A 22254-nucleotide genomic window follows, 5' to 3' on the forward strand; every position below is an offset into this window, starting at 1 on the left:
GCATGTCGACGGGGTGACCAGCACCCTTTGGCGCACCGAACGTAAACCGGCGCTCTGGCAACACGGAAGGGCCCTTCGGCCCGGGACCCTGGGATGGGGCCTTAAGTCCTATCGCCGAAAGAAGGGATGAGGTGGTGGGAGCGGAGGAAGTACGACGACGGCGTGGATGCCCCGTATCAGCGCGTGCTGTCCTCGAGACCCGCGGCGAGATTCTGGTGGGCGAGTCTGCGGAGCGCCGCCAATACCGGCTCCCCCAGCGCCGTACCGAGCACCGCGTACTGGATCGAGGCCCGCGGGTTCTCGCGCGGCAACGCGTCGACTTCGGCACGAGCGATGGCTGCCATGTGCTCTCCGTAGAGCCGAAGTTGCGCCCGGTCGATGGTGACCCCCGACTCCTCCGCTGCGGCCAGCGCAGCGTCCAGCTGAGCAAAGGCCGCCATGCGATCCTCCGACCTCGCGTACGCAGGCCCGAGATCGGTCAGCGCGGCCCGAGCGCGCGGGGACGCGGACTCGCCCTCCCCGGGGGTCGCCGCATCGGACGCCGCACTGCCCGCCAGCGCCTCGATGGCCTGCCCGAGCATGTGGTACAGCGAGCCCTCGGGATGGTCGATGATCTCGAGGATCCGCTTCGCACGGTTCAGCGGCAATCCCGCGACGACAGTGAGTGAACGGATCAGCCGGAGCCGCTGCAGGTGCGACTCGTCGTAATCCGCGCGGCGGGCGCTCGTCACCCGGCCGGGCGGAAGCATGCCTTCTCGAATGTAGAACTTCACGGTTGCCAGGGGCACGTCGGCCCGGCTGACCAGTTCAGAAATCCTCATGTTGACTCCTTTGGATATCTGTACTATCTTACTCATAGATAGTTGACTATCTAGAAAAGGAGCGGCTCGAAATGTCCGCTGCACGAGTTCTGACCAACTTCCGAACGTGGCTCATCCCGCTGATGCTCATCCTCGGAATCTCCGCCCTCTTCCCCGCGATCTATCTGTCGAGCACGACCGACCCGCAGGCGAACCTCGAGAACCTCCCCGTGGGGCTCGTCGTCGAGGAACAGTCCGGGAGCGCGCCGGCTCTGGCCTCTTCGGTCGCCGATGCCATCGAGGACGGCGGCGGGGGAAAGATCGCCTTCACCCGGATGACCGACGGGGAGATGTCGCTCGCCATGGAGGAGGACCGGATCGCCGGTGCGGTCGTGCTCCCCGCGGACTTCGACGCTTCCATAGCCACGCTGCTGCCCACCGGTGGGCCCGTATCCGTACCGACCGTGACGATTTTCGCCAACGCCGGTGACGGCGGCCTCAGCAACGGGCTGCTCAGCGGCAACGTGGTCCCGCTGCTTCATGGCGTCGCACAGGAGCTCGGCGCCCGTCTCACGGCCGGTGCTGCTCCGCTGCCTGCGGCCAATGCCGCACTGCTGGCGGAACCGTTCGACATCACCTCGACCGCCTTCGACCCGCTGCCCGCACATGCGGGCCTCGGCACCAGCGCCTTCTACTACGCACTCATCCTTGTTCTCATCGCGTTCATCGGCGCATCCCTGATCGGGCCGCTCGTCGACTCCGCCCTGGGATTCGCGCCGAGCGAGGTGGGCCCCGTCGTCCAGCGACGACCGTTCGTACCGACATCACGTCTGCGGACGTACCTCGGAAAGCTCTCCATCCTGCTGATCGCTTCACCGGTGGCCGCGCTCGTGCTGCAGACGATGGCGACACAGGTGATCGGCATCCCGATCGGGGACCCCTGGGCCCTCTGGCTGTTCTCCAGCGCCGTCATCGCCGCGGTCGGCGCCAGCGCCCTGACCGTCTTCGCAATCTTCGGCCCCGGCATCGGCGCCCTCGTCAACACGGTGTTCTTCATCGCTTTGGCAATGGCCTCGTCCGGCGGAACCGTTCCTCTGGAGGCCACTCCCCCGTTCTTCCAGTGGACCTCGAGCTTCGCACCGTTCCGCCCCATCGTCGACGGCATCCGCTCGCTGTTCTACTTCGACGGGAACCCCGCGGCAGGACTCGCCGACGCGTGGGTGAGCGTCGGGATCGGGGGCGCGATCGGCATCGCGCTCGGGCTGCTCGTCACCACCCTCTACGGCAAGGTTCCGGCATTCAGCCGTAGCCCCCGCCCTTCCACCGTCGCGTCATCCTGACCGCCGGCCCTTCCACCGCACCACACCCGGCTGCGATCTGCAGCCAGAAAGAGAAATCATGTCTACGAACGAATACACCCTGGAACGTCGCGCCCGCCGGATCGTCGTCGCGAAGAACGTCTACAAGGCGATCATCGGCCTCTGGGTCCTGGCCGCGGCTGCACAGCTGCTGGTCTGGGGGCTCACCACACCGGGCGGCTACTTCTGGCCCGTCTGGTCCCTCCTCGGGATGACCGTCGCCGCCGTCATCGCGGGACTGCTGATCTACGGCCGGACGCCCTTCCGCGTACGGCAGGATCAGGTCGCCCGGGAGATCAGCCGCTTGCAGGCCGACGGCCGCTGACCGAAGCTCCGACACCGCAGGCTCCCCGCACTCATGCGGGGAGCCTGCGGTGTTGTGGTGTCGGCTACTGGTTGCCGACGTGCTTGTCGACGTTCGCGCGCGTCTCGTCGACCTTGGCCCGGTGCTCCTGCGGAACGACCTTCTTGATGGCGTCGGCCGCACCATCGAGAACGCGGTCGCTGACATCCTCGGCACGCTCGGACTTCAGCGCTTCCTCGATCTTGTCGCGGTTCTGCTCGAACAACTGCTTGCCCTTGTTGACGATGTCATCCACACCCATGGGTGCTCCTTCCGATCCATTCTCGCCATTGTGCCCGGTCGGCCGAGATCTCCGGGAGGGCTGGACACGGAACGGCGAAGGCCCCTCGTCCGCGGACGAGGGGCCTTCGTGCGAAATGCGGGTCTCAGCTCTCCTGAGCCTGGCGACGACGGATCATCGCGACGCTCGTGACGGCGATACCGGCGGCGAGCAGGGCGCCACCACCGATCCAGACGCTGGTCATGGAAGCGGCGTCGATACCGGTCGCCGGCAGCCCGCCGGCAGCAGCGACGGAGATCGTGACGCTGGCCGGGTCGACCGACGCGCTGTCAGCGGTCAGCGTGTACGTGCCGGTCGCGTTCGAGGGCAGGGTGACCACGACGGATGCGGTGCCGTCGGCAGCGGCCGTCTTCACCTCGGTGGTGGAGGTGACCGCGGTGCGGACGATGGCGAGGTGCTGGTCGGCGACACTCTCACCCGTCAGGGTGAAGGTGACGTCCTCACCGGGAGTGAACCCGCCGAAGACGTAGGTGGCGCTGGCGCCGGGCGCCAGAGCGGCCGCACCCGAGACGACCTGGGTGTCGGGGTAGGCGGCGGATCCAGCGGCCATGGCGGCGGCGGGAACGGCGGTGAAGGCGGCGGCCGCGATGACGACAGCGGCAAACTTTGTGTGAAGGTTCTTCATTCGATACTCCGATGCTGGATTTCGTGCAGAGGACACGAAGCAGGGATACGTAGATCCATCCGCGATCGAACTGGATGGGGGAGGTGGCACCTTTCCCCGCTACTTCTCCGTCAATCTATCGAGATTCTCAGGAAAACCACAACTGACCGCTAACTGAGTCCCAGTTTGTTCATCTGAACGAAACAAACGGCAGCCTCCGGATACGACGACAGGGGCCGGGCCCGAAGGCCCGACCCCTGTCGGTGAAGTCGAAAGACTTACTTGAGGATCTTCGTCACCGTGCCGGCGCCGACGGTGCGGCCACCCTCACGGATCGCAAAGCCGAGGCCCTCTTCCATGGCGATCGGCTGGATGAGCTCGACCGACATCTCGGTGGTGTCACCGGGCATGACCATCTCGGTGCCCTCGGGCAGCGTGATGACGCCGGTGACGTCCGTGGTGCGGAAGTAGAACTGCGGGCGGTAGTTCGTGAAGAACGGGTTGTGACGGCCACCCTCGTCCTTCGAGAGGATGTACGCGGTTCCCTCGAAGTTGGTGTGCGGCGTAACCGAACCCGGCTTCACGACGACCTGGCCGCGCTCGACGTCGTCACGCTTGGTGCCACGAAGAAGCAGACCACAGTTCTCGCCGGCCCACGCCTCGTCGAGCTGCTTGTGGAACATCTCGATACCGGTGACCGTCGTCTTCTGCGTCGGGCGGATGCCGACGATCTCGACCTCGGAGTTGATCGCCAGCGTGCCACGCTCGGCGCGACCGGTGACGACCGTGCCACGGCCGGTGATGGTGAAGACGTCCTCGATCGGCATGAGGAACGGCTTGTCCTTGTCACGCACCGGGTCGGGGATGGACTCGTCGACGGCTTCCATGAGCTCGACGATCGAGTTGACCCACTGCTCGTCACCCTCGAGAGCCTTGAGGCCCGAGACGCGGACGACGGGAGCGTTGTCGCCGTCGAAGTCCTGGCTGGAGAGCAGCTCGCGGACCTCGAGCTCGACGAGCTCCAGGATCTCCTCGTCGTCGACCATGTCGGCCTTGTTCAGCGCGACGAGCAGGTACGGCACGCCGACCTGCTTGGCGAGCAGAACGTGCTCACGGGTCTGAGCCATCGGGCCGTCGGTCGCGGCGACCACGAGGATCGCGCCGTCCATCTGTGCGGCACCGGTGATCATGTTCTTGATGTAGTCAGCGTGGCCCGGGGCGTCGACGTGGGCGTAGTGACGCTTCGGGGTCTCGTACTCGACGTGCGAGATGTTGATGGTGATGCCGCGCTGGCGCTCTTCGGGCGCCGAGTCGATCGACGCGAAGTCGCGCTGAACGTTGGTCGACGACGGGTACTTGTCGGCGAGCACCTTCGAGATCGCGGCGGTGAGCGTGGTCTTGCCGTGGTCAACGTGACCGATGGTTCCGATGTTGACGTGCGGCTTGGTGCGCTCGAACTTGGCCTTAGCCACTGGGTCCTCCTCAGGACGTTCGTGTAGGACTTCCGGGCACTGGGTTGCGACCGGACAGCTACGGGGATGGTTCTCAGATTACTAGAGAGTCGGTATTGAGTTTGCTGGATGCCGGGGGCCCGTCGCCAGGCTCGGGAACCCCCGACATCCGGGCGAGTGTTACTCGCCCTTGGTCTTCTGGATGATCTCGTCAGCGACCGCGCGAGGAACCTCGGCGTAGCTGTCGAACTCCATCGAGTAGACGGCGCGGCCCGAGGTCTTCGAGCGGAGATCGCCGATGTAGCCGAACATCTCGGAAAGCGGGACGTTGGCCCGGACGACCTTGACGCCTGCGGCGTCTTCCATCGACTGGATCTGGCCACGACGGGAGTTCAGGTCGCCGATGACGTCGCCCATGTACTCCTCGGGCGTGCGCACCTCGACGGCCATGATCGGCTCGAGGATGACCGGGTTCGCCTTGCGCACGGCCTCCTTGAAGCCCATGGAACCGGCGATCTTGAACGCCATCTCCGAGGAGTCGACGTCGTGCGCGGCGCCATCGGTCAGCGTCGCCTTGACGCCGACCATGGGGTAGCCCGCGAGCACGCCCACAGCCATCGCATCCTGGAAGCCCTGGTTGGTCGGCTCGATGTACTCGCGCGGGATCCGGCCACCACTGACCTTGTTCTCGAACTCGTACGTCTTGTCGGCCGTGACCTCGAGAGGTGCCAGCGCGAACTGGATCTTCGCGAACTGACCCGACCCACCGGTCTGCTTCTTGTGCGTGTAGTCGTGACGCTCGACGGCCTTCTTGATCGTCTCGCGGTACGCCACCTGCGGCTTGCCGACGTTGGCCTCGACCTTGAATTCCCGCTTCATGCGGTCCACGAGGATGTCGAGGTGCAACTCGCCCATGCCGCGGATGACCGTCTGACCGGTGTCGGAGTTCTGCTCGACGCGGAACGTCGGGTCCTCCTCCGCGAGTTTCTGGATCGCGAGACCCAGCTTCTCCTGATCGGCCTTCGTCTTCGGCTCGATGGCGACCTCGATGACCGGCTCGGGGAACGTCATCGACTCGAGCACAACCTGGTGCTGCGCATCGGAGAGCGTGTCACCGGTGGTGGTGTCCTTGAGCCCGATGACGGCATAGATGTGCCCGGCGGTGACGGCGTCGACCGGGTTCTCCTTGTTCGCGTACATCTGGAAGATCTTCCCGATGCGCTCTTTCTTGCTCTTGGTCGAGTTGACCACCTGGCTCCCCGAGTCGAGGTGACCCGAGTAGACGCGGATGTAGGTCAGGCGACCGAAGAACGGGTGCGTCACGATCTTGAACGCGAGCGCCGTGAACGGCTCATCGCGGTCGGCGTGACGCTCGATGATGGTCTCTTCGTTCTTCGGGTCGTGCGCCTCGATCGCGGGCACGTCGAGGGGAGAGGGGAGGTAGTCGATGACGGCGTCGAGCATCGGCTGCACGCCGCGGTTCTTGAACGCCGATCCGCAGAGCACGGGGTAGAGCTCCGAGTTGACGGTCATCTTCCGGATGGCGGCCTTGATCTCGGCGACGGTGAGACCCTCGCCACTGAAGTGCTTCTCGAGCAGGGCCTCGTCGGACTCGGCGACCGTCTCGAGCAGCATCTCGCGATACTTCGCGACGACGTCGGCCATGTCGGCCGGGATCTCCTGCACGTCGTACTTGGCGCCCATGGTCACATCACCCTTGGCGTCACCGGCCCACACCAGGGCGCGCATCTCGACGAGGTCGACCACGCCGACGAAGTCGTTCTCGGCGCCGATGGGGAGCTGGATGACGAGCGGCTTCGCCTTGAGCTTGTTGACGATCGTGTCGACGGTGAAGTAGAAGTCGGCACCGAGCTTGTCCATCTTGTTGACGAAGCAGATACGGGGCACGTCGTACTTGTCGGCCTGGCGCCACACCGTCTCGGACTGGGGCTCGACGCCCTCCTTGCCGTCGAACACCGCGACGGCGCCGTCGAGCACGCGGAGCGAGCGCTCGACCTCGACGGTGAAGTCGACGTGACCGGGGGTGTCGATGATGTTGATCTGGTTCTTGTCCCAGAAGCACGTCACGGCGGCGGACGTGATCGTGATCCCGCGCTCCTGCTCCTGCTCCATCCAGTCGGTCGTGGACGCGCCATCGTGCGTCTCGCCGATCTTGTGGTTGGTTCCGGTGTAGTACAGGATGCGCTCGGTCGTCGTCGTCTTGCCGGCATCGATGTGCGCCATGATGCCGATGTTGCGGACCTTGGTGAGGTCGGTGAGCACTTCTTGTGCCACGGGGGTTTTCCTTTACATCTTGTGGGGTGCATCCGGCCGGGGACAGTGTCCCCGGCCGGATGCAGAAAAGCTGTTTACCAGCGGTAGTGCGCGAAGGCGCGGTTCGACTCGGCCATCTTGTGAGTGTCTTCGCGGCGCTTGACCGCGGCACCCAGGCCGTTCGAGGCATCCAGGATCTCGTTCTGGAGGCGCTCGGTCATGGTCTTCTCACGACGGCCCTTGGCGTAGCTGACGAGCCAGCGCAGGGCGAGCGTGTTGGCGCGGTGAGGCTTGACCTCGACCGGCACCTGGTAGGTGGAACCACCGACGCGGCGGCTCTTGACCTCAAGGGTGGGGCGCACGTTGTCGAGCGCCTTCTTGAGGGTGGCGACCGCATCCTGGCCGTTCTTGGTCTCGACGCCGCGCAGCGCGGTGTACACGATCGATTCGGCGATGGACTTCTTGCCGTCGACGAGGATCTTGTTCACGAGCTGGGTGACGACGGGAGCGCCGTACACCGGATCGTTGACGACGGGACGCTTGGGGGCGGGACCCTTACGAGGCATCTAACTCAACCCTTCTTCGCGCCGTAGCGGCTACGGGCCTGCTTGCGGTTCTTCACGGCCTGGGTGTCCAGGGCGCCGCGGACGATCTTGTAGCGCACACCGGGAAGGTCCTTCACACGGCCGCCACGCACGAGCACGAGCGAGTGCTCCTGCAGGTTGTGGCCCTCGCCGGGAATGTAGGCGGTGACCTCGGCGCCGTTGCGGAGCTTGACACGGGCGACCTTGCGCATCGCCGAGTTCGGCTTCTTGGGCGTGGTCGTGTACACGCGGGTGCAGACGCCTGCCTGCTGCGGGTTCGACTTCAGTGCGGGAGCCTTGGTCTTCGAGACCTTCGGCGCACGCCCCTTGCGAACCAACTGCTGAATGGTTGGCACGTTCTCTCCTTGATAATGCTGCACGGTGACAGCCATGTGGTTTCACCACAGACCCGCCCGCGCGCCCGGAAAACCGGCGCGATCTTTGGTGGGTATGCCGTGGGGGTGGCCTGTTCGCAGGCCGTTCCCTGAGATGCCGCGCGTACCCGCCTGCAGCGAGCCGGGGCACGACGCAGAGCGCGCATGTGCGCACACCCGACTAATGATACGCGCGTCCGGGAGGGGTGGCAAACGCGGGATTCAGCCGAGAGCGAGCAGAAGCATTCCTCCCGCGGCCGCGAGAGCCGCGAGCGCCGCCACGCACACGACGATCGTCACCCAGCGGCGACGGCGCCGCCGCATCCGTTGGGCCGCCCCCACCGCGGTGGCGTCCCTGCCGACGGGATGCTGCGGCGCGCGGGGGGCCGGAGCGCGACGTTCGACGATCTCCGGCTGGGAGAGGCGGGGACGGTAGATCTCGCGAGACTCCGGCTCGGGGATCCGCGCGGTGCGCCGCCCCTCGGGGCCGGTGGCTCCGGGCGTCGCGGTTCCGGGCGTCGCCTTCCCCGGTTCCGCATCCGCGGGGCGGGGCCGGAGCGCTGTGGCGTCCGGCTCCGGCTCCGGCTCGGGCTCCGGCTCCGGATGCACGGGTTGCTCCGCCGGCAGAGCGGTCCGGCGCCGGCCTGCTGGGGCGGGGGCGCGCGCGACCAGCGCCGTCGCGTCGTCGAAGCCGGCGTCGGGTTCCGGGTCGGGCGACGAGCCCGGCCACGCCCGCAGGCGCCCCGCCCAGATGGTGACGTCGTCCTCGTCGGCCGGTTCGGTCATGTCCGGCTCAAGAGTCGATGCGGCGAAGGCGCACTTCGGCGTCGCCCAGGAAGAACCTCTCCCCCGCCTCGAGCTCCTGCCCCGGCTGCGCCTCGACCTCGGTCCCCATCAACGTCGCGAACAGGACCCCGTTGGTCGAACCGAGGTCGGTCACGTACCAGGTCTCGCCCCGCAGTTCGAGTCGCGCGTGCGTCTTGGACACGGTACGGGTCTCGTCGGGGATCGACACCAGCTGCGCGTCGGGGTACGACGGGTCGGGGGCCGGCCGGCGGCCGAGGATGACGACATCCGACGCGATGTCGATCGGTGCGCCCGACGGCGGCACGAGCTTCCACGGCGTCCGCCGGCGCTTGGCGATCATCGTCTGATCGATGGGGTCGTCCTCGTCCTCGTCCGCAGGCTCCCCCGCACCGAGGTCGTCGTCGGGGATCTCCGACTGCGCGTACAGCGCCGAGACTGACGAGCGCGCCGAGCGCGGCGCGCCCGCGTCCGGCGAGCCGACGACAGCCGAGATGGCTTCGGACAGCTCCGGGAAGCTGTCATCCGCCCGGTGGTACGAGCGCTCCCGAGCCCAGGGCTCGGATTCGTCGGCCACCGGCGGCGCCGCGGGGACGCTCTCGACCGGAGCGGGAGCCGGCGGGCGGGGCGGTGCGGATCGGGTGCCGGGTACCGAAGAGATGGGCACGACCGGGGCCGCGGGCGCTGCGGGCGGCGGTGACACCGGGGGCGGCGTGAACGACCCGGAGGGGCGAGGGGCCGGCGGCGCGATGCGGTCTTCGGGATCGACGGCGCTGTCCTCCACCTCCCGGGCGAGGGCAGGCCGGGCGGGAGGGGCGGGCGGGGGCGGCACGGGTGCCCACGACGCCGGTGCTGCGGCGGCTGCGGGCCGCGCTGCCGGTGCGGGTGCGGGTGCGGGACCGAGCGAGGGCGCCGGCGGCGCCGGCGCGGACGGCGTCCATCCGCCCACGAGCGGCGGAGCCGCAGGAGCCGCGGGCTCCGGGGTGCGGGACGGCCCGGCGACCGGGCCGCCGATCCACCGCGCCGAGCCGAAGCCGAGCACGCTCGCCCAGATGAGGAACAGCAGCGCCGCGAGCACGGTCATCCCCGCGCCGTACCCGAACGAACGATTGATGCGGTGCGCGGCCATCACGATGAGCACGTAGACGGCCAGCTGGCCGAGCACGGGGATCAGGATCAGCAGGATCAGCCACGGCGAGAATCCGCCCAGCTGAAGGAGGATCGCCTGGTTCAGGAAGGGCACCCAGCCCTTCCATCCCTCCTCGCCGGCCTTGCGGAACAGCGCGGACAGGGCGAGAGCCATCCACACGTACAGGATGACGGTGAGTACGACCGAAGTCAGTACCAGCGCGATCGTGATGGTTTCGGTGTTCATGATGTGATGCGCCCGCGACCGATGGTCCGGCGCCTCCCCCTCTCAACGATGCGCGACACCCGCTTCGACGCCTGCGGCGCCACAAGACGGACGAACGATTTCAAAGATACGGCCGCGAGGATGCTGCGCCGAAAACCCCCGCCGCGGGTCAGCGAGCGACGCTCGGTCTCGACGATCCGCCAGAACTCCTCCGCGTCGTCCGCCGTCGTGGTCTCCTGCGAGAAGACCGCACGGTCGGCGACGGCCGCGAGCTGAGCCCCGGAGGCGGTGCCCAGGGCTGCGGCGAGCTCGGGTCGGGTGCCCGCGGGCGGCGTCGCGCGCCCCGCATCCACTCCGGCGTCGACATACTCGTCCCAGCCGCCGGCGATGCTCTGCGCGGGGTCGGCCGCGCGGCGGCGCCCCCGGCGGCGGACCGCCTTGGCGGCGAGAACGAGCAGGAAGGGGCCCAGCACCAGGAGCAGGACAAGAGCGACGATCCCTGCGACGCGCAGGATCGGCCACAGCCAGGCCAGGTCCCAGCCCGCCGTCTCGTCCTCGTTCTCATCGCGTGCGCTGTCGTCCTGCACCGGCTCGGGCGGGACGACTTCCTCGACACTGTCGGGGCGCACCTCGGTGACGTTCTCGGGGTCGCGCTGCTCGGTCACCTCGAGGCTCGGGGCCTGGCTCCACTGGGGGGTGACGTCGATCGGGATCCAGGCCCCCTCGTCGGAGAGCACCTCGGTCCACGCGGAGAGATCCTGACTTTCGCATGCGCCGTCTTCGCACGTGATGACACCCGGGTCCGCCGCGCTGAGACGCGCGCCGACGACGACGCGGGCAGGGAAGCCGAGCTCACCGGCGATGAGCGCGGTCGCCACGGCGAACTGCTCGTCGTCGCCGACGGCGGCGACGTAGTTTCCGGATGCGACCGCCCGAGGATCGCTCTCGCGGTCGAGGAGCCGGGAGAACATGGTGTCGATGCGGGCGAGGGAGTGCCCCGCGGCGCTGGGCTGGAACCGGTAGTCGGCGAGCGCCGACATCCACGGCGGAGGCGCGTCGTCCGGGACGGACAGCGCGTGGCTGAGGAATCCGCGATCACGGAGGAGTTCCACGAGCCCCGAGAGCGCGGCGCCGTCAGAACCGGTCGCGTGCTGTTCGACCCACTGCCTCAGGTTCTCCGGCGCCTCCGGGCCCGAACGCTCCCCTCCGGGGGCATTGATGCCCGCGAGATCCCGTGGCGCCGGTTCGACCGCACGCAGCCGGTAGGAGTCGCCGGGACGGAGACCACCGCCGGCCGTCTCGACGCCGGCTTGGGCTGCGCCGCTGTAATAGAAACGGTCGGCCAGGGCGGCGGCGCGTTCGCCCGCGAACTCGACGGAGGCCAGGCGACCCGCCGTGGGCACCCAGATCCCCTGGAGGCCCTCGACGACGACCTCGACGTCCACGGCGGCCCCGGGTCCGGGGTCCAGCGTCGAAGGGACGCGGACGAACGGGGCGGCAGCATCCGCCTCGCCGCCCGCGCGATACGTCTCCCCGTCGTAGACGTCGAGCGTCGCCAGGCGCACACGCTCGGGCAGTTCGCCCTCACCCGACACTCGGAAGAGAACGTCGTCCGAGCCGTCGGCGGAGAAGTGGGCGCGATACTCCGCGAGCGGGCTCACGGCCGCGGCGATATCGCGTTCGGGGCCGGCGACCGACCGCAGCACATCGCGATCGGCGCCCCGTGCCGCCCACGGCACGACGGCGACGGCGGCGATCAGCGCGACGGCGACCATGCCCGCTCCGAGCGCCGTGCGGCGCCGATCGGTGCGGGAGGGACGCCGCGACACCCGCACGCCGCTCGCGGAAGCGGCGCGGTGAAGCGCGCGGACCCGTTCATCGTGCGTCCGCCAAGCGAGCCAGAGGAGAGCGGAGATGAGGCCGGATGCTCCGAGGATCGTCTCGACCGGCGCGGACAGGGCGATCGGCCCGACCCGCCACGGGTCGCTCACGACGGTGCGTCCGAAGAAGAGCCCGAAGGCCAGCATCCCGAAGCCGACGGGGACCGCGGCGAGCGCCCAGCGGTCGGCGCGCCACGCCAGGAGGAGCGCCGCGCACGTGCCGACGAGGAACACGACGAGGGCGGGCACGAGAAGGTTGCGGTAGGCGCCGACGGGAAGGTCGACGGTGACGAGGTCTTTCCAGCCGAGGACGACGCCGGCCGCGGCATCCCCCAGCCCGCGGAGGAAGTCGAAGGGGCCGCCGAGGCGGGAGGGCACGGCGACGGGGACGCACAGCAGCGCGAATGCCGCGGCGAGGAGGCCAGCTGCCGTCCACGGCCCCCAGCCGCGCACCCGCACGATCGCGGCGATGCCGGCACCGACGACGGACGCCACCGCCACGAGAAGCACGAACGGCGCGGAGGCGTACACCGGCCAGGCGGCGACCGCGGCGGCGAGCACCGTGATGGCGACGTAGATCGACCCGCCGATCACCCGCCGGGCGTTCACGAGGTCGCCCCGCGCAGGAGCAGTCCGGAGAGGTCGTCGAGCGTGCCGATCGTGAGGATCGAGATGCCCGAGAGCGCTTGCATCCGCGGATGCGCGCGCTCATCGCAGACGACGGCGACGACGGTGGTGTCCACGGGGAACGCGAGCGCCGCCGAGCGGAGGCGGCCCAGAGCCACCAGTGAGCCCACGACGACGAACGCGATCGACAGCCGCTCGTTCGCCTCCGAGGCGAGACGGCAGATGTCCTCGACGCCCATCGTGTTCTCGAACTGCTGGACGGCGCTGAACCCGTCGAGCATCGTCCGCGGGGAGACCGTCGGGATGTGGGAGATCGCGCGCAGCCGCCCCCGCACCACCCGCGGGATCTCCGACCCCGTGACGATGTCGAGGTCGCGCGCGTCGCGGACGGCGCGGAGGCCGAGAGAGGCCGCTGCGCCGACGGCCACCTCGAACTCGTCGGCGTCGGCGTACTCCTGCTGCGCGGTGGCGAGCACCACGGCCATGCGCGAGCGCCGCGACTCCTCGAACTGCCGCACCATGAGCTGGCCGGTCTTCGCGGTGGATTTCCAGTGGATCTGCCGGCGGGCGTCACCGGGCGCGTACTCGCGGATGGCGTGGAACGACATGTCGGCGTTCACGAGGCGCCGCGTCGGGTTTCCCTCGAGGTCGCGGATGAGGCCCGCGCTGGTGGACGGAAGGGCCACGGTGCGCGGATGAACGAACACCTCATGGACGTCGCGGAAGGCGTGCTCCCGGCGGACCAGTCCGATCGGGTCGCTGCGGACGGTCGTGACCGGCCCGACGCGGATGATCCCCCGCGGAAGGGCGGGGATCTCCAGCGGCTGAGCGACGGTGTGCCCGGGACGCAGCAGCGGCACCCCGAATTCCACCAGGCCCCGGCCCACGGGGATGTCGAGGCGCCCCGGGAGCGCGATGCGCCGCCCGTGATTGCGGACGACGATCTCCCCCTCCACCCCCTGCCCCGCGACGATCCGCTCGTGCGCGAGGGTGAGGTCGACGTCGTACGCGCGCGCACCGAAGAGGAACGGCACGCTCATGAGCAGGAGAAGGAGCGCGACCGCCCCCGCGACCATCCACTCGACCCAGCCGAAGACGATCCCGAGCACGAGACCCGCCGTTGCCGCGACGACCACGAGCGCGCCGGCCGGCCGCACCGTATGGGCGCTCCAGCGCACCGCGGCGGCGGTTCCGGCGAGAATCGCCCGCCAGGCCGCGGTCCCCCACACCGCCGCGCGCACGAGTGCGCGCCGCCGTCGCGCCGTCGTCGTGGCCGACGTCACCGACGAGCGGGTCGTGGTGCCGGTGGACGAGACGGAGGTGCGGGTGACGCGCGACTCGGTCGGACTCATACGGCCTCGCGTTGCGTGGGCGGTGCCACATCCAGCAGCACCTGCCCGATCACGGCCTCCTGAGTGACGCCGTCGAACTCCGCCTCGGGGTGCAGGATGAGCCGGTGGGACAGCACCGCGACGGCGAGCGCCTTCACATCGTCGGGGGTGACATAGGTGCGCCCCTGAGAGGCGGCGCGGGCGCGGGACGCGCGCGTGAGGGCGAGGGCACCGCGGATGCTGACACCCAGACGCACCTCGTCGGCGGAGCGCGTGGCATCCACGAGCCGGGCGATGTAGTCCAGCACGAGCGCATCGACGTACGTCTCGGCGGCCAGGTCGGCCATTCCCACGAGCGCCTGCGGCGTGATCACCGGTGACAGCTCGGCGATCGCCATCGGCGCCCCATCGAGGATGCGCACCGTGGCGGCGTGGTCGGGGTAGCCGACCGACGTGCGCATCATGAACCGGTCCAGCTGCGCCTCGGGCAGCCGATAGGTGCCGGCCTGCTCCACCGGGTTCTGGGTGGCGAGGACGAGGAACGGCACACCGACCGGGCGGGTCACGCCGTCGACGGTGACGCGGCCCTCCTCCATCACCTCCAGGAGCGCGGACTGCGTCTTCGGGCTCGCGCGGTTGATCTCGTCTGCCAGGACGATGTTGGCGAAGATCGGGCCCGAGTGGAACTCGAACTGACCGGTCTTCTGGTCGTACACCGTGATGCCCGTGATGTCGCCGGGGAGGAGATCGGGGGTGAACTGGATGCGGGTGTTCGTCCCCTGCACCGACTGCCCGATCGCCCGGGCGAGCGAGGTCTTTCCTGTTCCGGGTACGTCCTCCAGGAGCACGTGGCCGTCGCTCAGCATCGCCGTGAGCACGAGCTCGACGACGTGACGCTTGCCGAGCACGGCACGCTCGACGTTGTCGGCGATCTGCCCGAACGTCATGGCGAACCAGGTCGCCTGCTCCTGGGTGAGGGTCATCGGTGCGGTCCTCCTGGGACGGGGTGGGTCATGGTGTGGGCACCACGGGCGGCTCGGCGGGCGGGGGGACGGGATTGTTCGGGTCGCAGCTCACGGAGAACTGCTGGTTCTGCACCCCGTTGAGGCTCCACCCGAGGGCGCTCCAGTCGACGCTGACCCGGATGCCGTCCACGCGGGTCGCCCCGACGGGGACGAGCCACGTGTCGGCGGTGTGCGGGAGCACCTGGTTGCTGGCGTCGTAGTAGCGAAGGTTCGCGTTGGTGAAGGTGATGGCCGCGGACTGCCCCGACGGCGCATTCGACGACTGCCCGGAGCGCTGCAGGTCCGACCCGCCGATGCAGGTGGCGGACCATCGGGCGTTCACCTGGAACGGGGCGCTCCCGCTGGCCGGTCGCACGGGTGCCCATGCCGTCGTCGGCCCCCACCACTCATGGACATAGCGCACCTGGATGCCCGGGTCGGTGCCGTAAGGGGAAGGGGGGAAGCCGGTGTTGAACTCGGGGCTGTTGCGCCTCGGCGGCGTCTCTGTCGAGGTCGGTTGCTCGGTGATGCTCCACCGGGCCTCCTGCCCGCTGATCGTCGGCTGCGGGTCGACCCGGAACGTCCATCCCTGTGGGGCCCGGTCGCTCTGGACAGCACGCACGGACGCCTCAGCCTGCGCGGTGCCGAACGCCCGGTCGCCGTACACCGACTCGGCGCACACGAAGAACCGGTACTCATCCCCGTCTGGCAGCCCGGAGAAGCTCGCCTGCTCGCCGCCCGATCGCGGATCGCACCGGAACCGCTCGTTGTACAGGACGATCCCGTAGCGCAGCTGCGACCCTGAGCCGTTCACCCGCGCTGCCGCCTGCGCGGTGACGGTGGACGTGCCGTCGCCGTCGGATCGGGAGCTCAGCGCGAGGCTGAGATCCAGAGGCGCGCCGACGCCGTTGGCCTCCACGGTGTAGGCGTCGCCGTTGGGGCGGCCCCCGAGGCCCGGCGGCAGCGAATACCGCGAGACCGGTGTGATCGTGACCGCGGTGGCCACGTTCGTGCCGACGCGGTACCGCGGCAGGTCGACGCTGTCCTGGTTGCGCCCGATGGGAACGTTCTGCGTCTCACCGGTGGCGCTGGCGATCTGGAGCGAGCCGGTCTCGGCGGCGTCGATGCCGGTGATCGTCAGCTCGATGAGGCCGCCGTCGTTGCCGTTGGGCACAGGCGCCCACGACACGTTGGCGGGACGACCGGGGGTGTCGTACGCCCACGCTGTCGTCCGGACGCTCGCGCGCGACTCGCCCACGCCGTTGACGGCCCACGCCTCGTACACGCGCTGCTCGCCGTTGGGCGCCGGGATGACCGGGCACGTGCCGTCGGCGGAGCATCGGGCCACCTCCACGCCGGCGCTCCGCACCACGAAGCCCGTCAGCGCCGGATAGGCCAGCCGCGACTCGCCCGCATCGACGCGCAGCGTCACCGTTCCGTCGCCATAGGCGGTCTGCCGCACGCTCGCGGGCGCCTTCGGGAACCCCTGCAGGTCGAGCAGGATGCGTCCGTCCCGCTCGGAGGCGGTCGTCCGCCCCTGGGCGTCACGTACCGAGAAGGATGCCGTGCACGTGGCGCCCGGCGCATCCCCGGTCCAGGATGCGGCGACCGCGGTGGCCGAGGCGACCCGGAAGCTGACGCCCACGCACACCCCGGTGGGCCGCACGTCGACGACTTCGAGGGGGGTCCGCGGCAGCGGGTTCACTTCGCCGCCGGCGCCGATCACGGCGATCGTGCAGGACGACCCCGCGGCCTGGGAGCACTGTTGGGTCACCGCGCCGCCCTGCGGGAGGGCCGACGGGGCGGCACCGACCCTCAGGACGAGACGGGCGGGGGCCACCGACGGGTGACTGGTGACCCCGACGAGCGCCGCCGTCTCGGTGCCCGGCACCGCCCGGTCGGCGCCGACCACCGTGACGATCGATCCCGACAGTGACACCTCGAACGCGGCACCGGCCGGCTCGAGGCTGTACTGGATCGCGTCCCAGTCCTCCCGTGCCAGCTGCCACGTGGTCATGTTGCGCAGGTCGAAGGTCGCCGTCTCGCCCGGACCGACGGTGAGCGACCCCGGGCGAAGCTCCGGCTGCGGATCACGGGCGACGACGGTGAGCGGCACCGACACCGATGTCCACTCCTCCGTGCCCTCGAGGCGCACGGGCACCTGGCAGGAGTCGGTCCACGGCGCCCCCGCGCCGGCGTCGTACCGCACACCCGTGCCCGACTCGCGGGCGCAGCCGGCCTCGGCGCGTGCCCCGGAGGCGCGCACGTCGTCGCCGACCTCGAGGGTCGCCCCGCGCGGCAGCGCGACGAGGTCGGCCATGTCGAACGAGACCGATTCGAGCTCGGGCACCTCCTGCGGCGGGGTACCGGTGCGCAGGGCGAGGTCGAGGTCGTCGTCGCCGGGCACGCGCAGGAACGCGTAGGTCGTGACCTCCTCCTCGCCGACAGTGCCGGTCACCGCGAACGGGATGACGCGCGTGCGGGCGGGAAGCGCACCGCTGAGGCGACGTCCTTCCACCTCGACGCCTTCCGGCTCGCCCCACAGGCTCACGTCGAGGTCGGCGACATCGCCGCGCGACCACGCGGCCTTGCCGGTGAGGACATCGACGCCCGACTCGAACTCTTCGCGATTCTCCACCGAGAGCACGGTGTCGGAGACGATCGGATAGTCGGGCACGCTCTCGCGCACGACCCGCACGACGACCAGTCCACGACCGGTGTTGCCCGAGTCGGACTCGACGTCGTAGAGGAACGACATCGTCGCGGGCTCCTCGCCGGCGGCGAGCACCACCTCCGTGTCGCTCACGGAGAGGATGTGCTCCTCGATGCGGGCGTGCTCGGGGTTCGCGCTGCCGTCGGTGAGCACCTCGGGCAGATCGGGACGGACGTCGGTGAGGCTCAGCGTGCCCTGTGTGGGGTCGATGTCGTTGGCCAGCGGACTCACCCGGATGGTGTTGTCCTCCCCCGCCTGCACCTCGACGTAGTCGGTGAACGTCACGGGGCTCGGGTTCGCCTCGATGTCGAGGACGCCGATGCGGACGGTGCCCTCGCCCGTCGCCCCCGCCGCGTCCTCGACGCGGTAGCGGAACGAGACCTGTCCTCGGTCGCCCGGCAGCGCGTTGTACACGATCGAGGCGCCGTCGGCGGAGATGTTCGCCGATCCGCGTTCGGGCTGTTCCAGGATGCGGTCGAGGGTCACCACATCGCCGTCCGGATCCATCCCGAACCCGTCGAACTCGACGCTGGTCGTGCCGCCGCTGAGCACCCGGCCTTCGAGCGTCCGCGGCGATGGGGCGCGGTTCTCGTCCTCGGGGAGCACCCGGATGCGGACGCTGGCGGTGTCGCGGAGCGCGGGCGATCCTGTGGTGTATACGGAGTAATCGACGCCGTAGTCGCCGGGTTCGAGCGGCGCGAGGTAGCGCAGCACGCCGCCGGAGGAGAACGCGAGCGCGTCGGCATCGGTGGAGGTCACCGTCGAGGGGTCAAGGCTCGGCCGGCCTCCCGCCGGGGAGATGTCGTTGTCGAGCACGGGGATGTCGATCTGTGCACCGGCACGCACGGTGACAGCGTCGTCCACCGCGATCGGTGCGATCTCCGGCGCGGGCGGAAGCAGGTACACCGTCGCCTCGCCGCCGACGCGAGCGCCGGCGTCCTCGGTGCCGTCGCTGACGGTATAGGTCACGGTGCCGAGGCGGCCCGGGGCGCCGGAGGCGGTGGTGCCCGAGACCCGCAGGTTGTTCTGGCCCACCGCATCCACCGACAGCGTGGCGCCGTCGTCAGCCGTGGCGACCACTTCGCTGAGGAGCAGCACGCGACGGGTCGGGTTCGACACGGCGGCGAACACGTCGAGCGTCGCATCCTGCTGCGGGTGGACGAACGCCACGACCGGGGAGGTCGCCAGCTGGGCGGGCGCGTCGGCGGGCAGCACCGTGATGCGCGCCGTGCCGGTGGCGTCGGTCCGCCCGTCGGTGACGGTGAACCCCACACGGTAGGTGCCCGGGTCGGCGGCGGTGAAGTCGAACGTCGTCGTTCCGCCGAGGACGGTGGCGGTGGCGGCCGCATCGTCGAGCACGCGCACCGAGGTCACCGCGAGGGTGCCGGCCGTGCCGGTGACGTGCGGGGCGACATCGACGATGAGGCCGGCGCCCACGGTGTCGATAACGGCGAAGGACTGCACGGCCAGGGCGGGGTCGGGGCTGACCCGTACCAGGAGGGGCTTCGTGGACATCTGTCCGGAGGTATCGGCGACCGTGGCGTTCAGTTCGATCAGCTGCTCACCGCCCGACCCGTCATCGGCGTGCTGGTAGACGATGTCGCCGGCGGGGGTGGATGCCACGGTGCCGATGCCTGCCGGGTTGTCGACCGAGAGCAGCAGCAGCGGATCACCGTCGGGGTCGACCCATCCCGGGAGCACGGGGACGGTGACGGTTCCGCCGCGCGCGACCTCGGGGGTCGGCCAGGGCACCAGGCACCCCTCGACGCCGCACCACTGCGGGGCGCCGTCGCCTTCGGACACCGTGAGGGTCACGCTCGCGGGCTCCGACCGCAGACCGTCGGCCGCCGTGCCGTCGGTGACGACGTACTGGAAACTCGCGGAACCGGATGCGCCGGGCTCCAGGCGCACCGCGAGTCGCTGGCCGTCGTCGGTCACCGTGACGACGCCGAAGCCCGGGTCGAGGCCTGCGACGGATGCCGGATCGACGCTCAGCACGTCTTCGTTGGGGTCGTGGTCGTTGAGGAGCACCGGCAGGGTCGCCAGGCGCCCGGCGCGCACGCCGAAGGCGTCGGCCTCGGCGATCGGCGGCTTGGGGTCGAGCACGACGCTGAGCTGCTCTTCGCTGGGCACCGCGGCTGGATCGAGACGGTCATCCAGCGACCAGTCCTGGCTGGAAGCGACGAGCGCGCCGTCCGGTGCCGTCCACACCCAGCCGGTGCGGGTCTCGTTGAGGATCACCGCTTCCCCGGTGGCGACGAAGACGGGCCGCCGCTCGTCGGGGATGGTCTCGCCGCCGTAGTCGAGCGCGGTCTCGCCGGAGCGGGAACTCCACAGCGTCCCGCCGCCGTCTGCGGGGCCGAGCCACGCGGCGAGCACCTCTCCGTCGTGCACGATCGGGTCGGCAGGCGTCCCGAGGACCGTCGCGCCCCGCTCCACCTCTGCGGTGACCGCGCCCTCGGTCGAAACGGTGACCAGCCCGGTCTCGTCCGCGAGATAGACCGCGTCGCCGTTCGGATCGGCCGCTCCGACCCGGACGTCGCCGGCGAGGCCGACGTCGACGGGCTCGTTCCGTCCGCGCAGCAGCACCTCCCCGCTCTCCCGGTCGACCACGGCCCACACCTCTCCCGCCGCGGTGACCGCAGGACTGGCGACCTCGGCAGCCAGCGGGTCGCGCCCCCGCACCTCGCCGGCGCGCAGGTCGTAACGCAACACCGACTCATCCGCCGACGAGTACGCGAACAGCATCCCTTCGCTGTTCACGGTGAGCGCATCGGCGGTGTACGGCGGGGTGTCCTCATCGTCGCCGTCGCTTGCGAACGGGTCGAGCTGCGCGGCGTCGCCGGCGGACAGGCGACCCGCGTGCACGGTGCCCGCGTCGGTGCGGTACGCGACGAAATCGCCCGCGGTGACGACGTCGGTGGTTCCGGCCGGGGTGGATTCCGAGGAGCGCAGTGCCTCGTCATCCAGGTCGCGCGGTAGAGCCTCGTCGATGCGGGTGAGCTTGCTGAAGCTGTCGGAGAAGAGAAAGGCCCCATCGGCCGACTGGGCCACGGAGCTGGGGTTGCTGACGCTGCGCACGGTGTCCAGTTCGCCGATGGACGTGTTCACCCGCGCGTAGCGCCGTCCCTCGCCGGTCTGGAGCGCCCACACCGAGGTGTCCACCTCGGGGGTCTCCTGCGCGTCGAGTCCCGGCCACACGATGCTCACGCCCACCACGAGAGCGAGGGCCGCACCTCCCGCTGCCAGGGCGGCGATGGATCGCCGACGCATCAGAGGATCCCCGTGGCGAACAGCGCCGCCACTGCGACGGCGGCTGCGGCGATCAGAGCCGCACCCCCGAGAACCCAGGGCACGACGGCGCGGACGCGTCGGTCCTGGCCCGCGATGTCGGTGTCCTCGTCGCGCGCGAGGCCTGCGACGCCGGTGGCCGAGCGCACCTTGCGGCGCCCGCTGTGCTCGACGGTGCTGCGGACCGTGCCGCGCAGCGACGTGTCGGAGAAATCCACCGAACGTCCTCCGGGTGACCACCCGTCCGCCGCCACCTCGAGCGGCGTGACCGCCAGCCCCAGTTCGGCCTGCACGCCTCGCAGGGCCTCACCGACCTCGAGAGCACTGGCGTACCGTTCGCGCGCGTCACGGTTCATCGTGCGCGCCAGGACCGTCTGCAGAGAACCCGGGACGTCGGCGCGGGGGATCTCCGTGTAGCTCGCCCGGGCGATCCGCCGACGCAACTGCTCCCGCGTGTTCTGCCCGCGCTCGAGCCGCTCGAAGGGACTGTGCCCGGCCAGCAGGGAGTACACGGTCGCGCCGAGGCTCCACACCTCGCTCGAGATGGTGCCCGCCGTCTGCTCGGCGACCACCTCCGGGGCGCTCCACGGCACGCTCATGGCGAGCACCTCATCGGCGCTCTGGCGGGCCAAGGCCGACGCGATCCCGAAGTCGGCCAGCACGGGCGTGCCAAAAGTGGTGGTGAGGATGTTGCTGGGCTTGACGTCGCGGTGCACCAGGCCGGCGCGGTGCGCGGTCTCCAGCGCGCTGGCCATCCTCACGCCGATCGCGAGCACCTCGGGGACGGGGATGCGTTCCACCCGATACCGCTGGGCCAGAGAACCGGGGCAGTACTCCATCACGATGTACGGCCGTCCGTCGGCGGAGATCCCCGCCTGATACACGGTGACGATCGACGGATGCGCCGACAGGTGCGCGAGAACGTCGGCTTCGGCGTTGAACATCCGCAGCAGATCAGGGTCGCGCACGTCGCTGGGCAGCACCTTCACCGCGACGCTCCGACGGGGCATGTCCTGCTCGTACAGGAACACGTCGGCGAAGCCGCCGGAGCCCAGCGGCCGGATGTACGCCAGCCCCGGAAGAATCGGAGGCGCGGCGGGCAGGCGTGTCGGCAACCCCGCCTCCCCCGGTCGGTATCCCCATCACGCCGTCGGTGGCGCG

At 70.0% G+C, this 22254-nt stretch carries 16 protein-coding genes; 2 read left to right on the forward strand and 14 right to left on the reverse strand.

The genetic code is table 11. The annotated features are described in order from the left end of the window. Nucleotides 1-176 precede the first annotated feature (176 nt). Complete coding sequence (locus AC4FS1_RS09280; protein ID WP_491154413.1) at nt 177-821, reverse strand: MerR family transcriptional regulator; 645 nt, start codon at nt 819-821, stop codon at nt 177-179. 71 nt (nt 822-892) lie between these two features. Between AC4FS1_RS09280 and AC4FS1_RS09285 the strand changes: the two genes are divergently transcribed. Further along, nucleotides 893-2140, forward strand: a complete 1248-nt coding sequence (locus tag AC4FS1_RS09285; protein WP_491154414.1) for a YhgE/Pip domain-containing protein — start codon at nt 893-895, stop codon at nt 2138-2140. Nucleotides 2141-2198: 58 nt separating this feature from the next. Then, on the forward strand, nt 2199-2483 hold the full coding sequence (locus tag AC4FS1_RS09290) for a hypothetical protein (RefSeq protein WP_491154416.1): 285 nt from the start codon (nt 2199-2201) through the stop codon (nt 2481-2483). A 64-nt stretch (nt 2484-2547) separates the two neighbouring features. Here AC4FS1_RS09290 and AC4FS1_RS09295 read toward each other — a convergent pair whose 3' ends face one another. The 13 genes from AC4FS1_RS09295 to AC4FS1_RS09355 form a co-directional block, all read right to left on the reverse strand. Continuing rightward, complete coding sequence (locus tag AC4FS1_RS09295; protein ID WP_491154418.1) at nt 2548-2763, reverse strand: hypothetical protein; 216 nt, start codon at nt 2761-2763, stop codon at nt 2548-2550. Between the two features lie 124 nt (nt 2764-2887). Continuing rightward, the gene (locus AC4FS1_RS09300; RefSeq protein WP_491154420.1) at nt 2888-3427 is read right to left on the reverse strand and encodes an LPXTG cell wall anchor domain-containing protein; all 540 of its coding nucleotides are present in this window, start codon (nt 3425-3427) and stop codon (nt 2888-2890) included. Between the two features lie 257 nt (nt 3428-3684). Beyond that, nucleotides 3685-4878 carry an elongation factor Tu gene (tuf, locus tag AC4FS1_RS09305; RefSeq protein WP_491154422.1) on the reverse strand — a complete coding sequence of 398 codons (1194 nt, stop codon included), beginning with the start codon at nt 4876-4878 and terminating at the stop codon, nt 3685-3687. 159 nt (nt 4879-5037) lie between these two features. Beyond that, entirely contained in the window at nt 5038-7152 is a 2115-nt protein-coding gene (gene fusA / locus AC4FS1_RS09310) for an elongation factor G (RefSeq protein ID WP_491154424.1), read from the reverse strand. Between the two features lie 74 nt (nt 7153-7226). Further along, nucleotides 7227-7697, reverse strand: coding sequence for a 30S ribosomal protein S7 (rpsG, locus tag AC4FS1_RS09315; RefSeq protein WP_150920673.1), 471 nt, complete (start codon nt 7695-7697; stop codon nt 7227-7229). Nucleotides 7698-7702: 5 nt separating this feature from the next. Further along, nucleotides 7703-8071: a 30S ribosomal protein S12 gene (gene rpsL / locus AC4FS1_RS09320; protein WP_484510388.1), complete on the reverse strand. Its 369-nt coding sequence runs from the start codon at nt 8069-8071 to the stop codon at nt 7703-7705. 240 nt (nt 8072-8311) lie between these two features. Next, entirely contained in the window at nt 8312-8875 is a 564-nt protein-coding gene (locus tag AC4FS1_RS09325) for a hypothetical protein (RefSeq protein WP_491154427.1), read from the reverse strand. Nucleotides 8876-8882: 7 nt separating this feature from the next. Further along, nucleotides 8883-10268, reverse strand: coding sequence for a DUF5684 domain-containing protein (locus AC4FS1_RS09330; RefSeq protein WP_491154429.1), 1386 nt, complete (start codon nt 10266-10268; stop codon nt 8883-8885). Further along, the gene (locus AC4FS1_RS09335; protein WP_491154431.1) at nt 10265-12736 is read right to left on the reverse strand and encodes a transglutaminase family protein; all 2472 of its coding nucleotides are present in this window, start codon (nt 12734-12736) and stop codon (nt 10265-10267) included. The genes AC4FS1_RS09330 and AC4FS1_RS09335 overlap by 4 nt, the downstream gene beginning before the upstream one ends. Further along, nucleotides 12733-14106 carry a DUF58 domain-containing protein gene (locus tag AC4FS1_RS09340; RefSeq protein ID WP_491154433.1) on the reverse strand — a complete coding sequence of 458 codons (1374 nt, stop codon included), beginning with the start codon at nt 14104-14106 and terminating at the stop codon, nt 12733-12735. Before AC4FS1_RS09340 ends, AC4FS1_RS09335 begins: the two co-directional genes overlap by 4 nt. Continuing rightward, nucleotides 14103-15068: an AAA family ATPase gene (locus AC4FS1_RS09345; RefSeq protein WP_491154435.1), complete on the reverse strand. Its 966-nt coding sequence runs from the start codon at nt 15066-15068 to the stop codon at nt 14103-14105. Before AC4FS1_RS09345 ends, AC4FS1_RS09340 begins: the two co-directional genes overlap by 4 nt. A gap of 28 nt (nt 15069-15096) precedes the next feature. Next, nucleotides 15097-21075 (reverse strand): Ig-like domain-containing protein, encoded by a 5979-nt coding sequence (locus AC4FS1_RS09350; RefSeq protein ID WP_491154436.1) that lies wholly within the window; start codon nt 21073-21075, stop codon nt 15097-15099. Continuing rightward, nucleotides 21075-22208, reverse strand: coding sequence for a serine/threonine-protein kinase (locus tag AC4FS1_RS09355; RefSeq protein WP_491154438.1), 1134 nt, complete (start codon nt 22206-22208; stop codon nt 21075-21077). The genes AC4FS1_RS09350 and AC4FS1_RS09355 overlap by 1 nt, the downstream gene beginning before the upstream one ends. Nucleotides 22209-22254: the final 46 nt, after the last annotated feature.

It is taken from the genome of Microbacterium sp. Z12_35 (genome assembly GCF_058310475.1).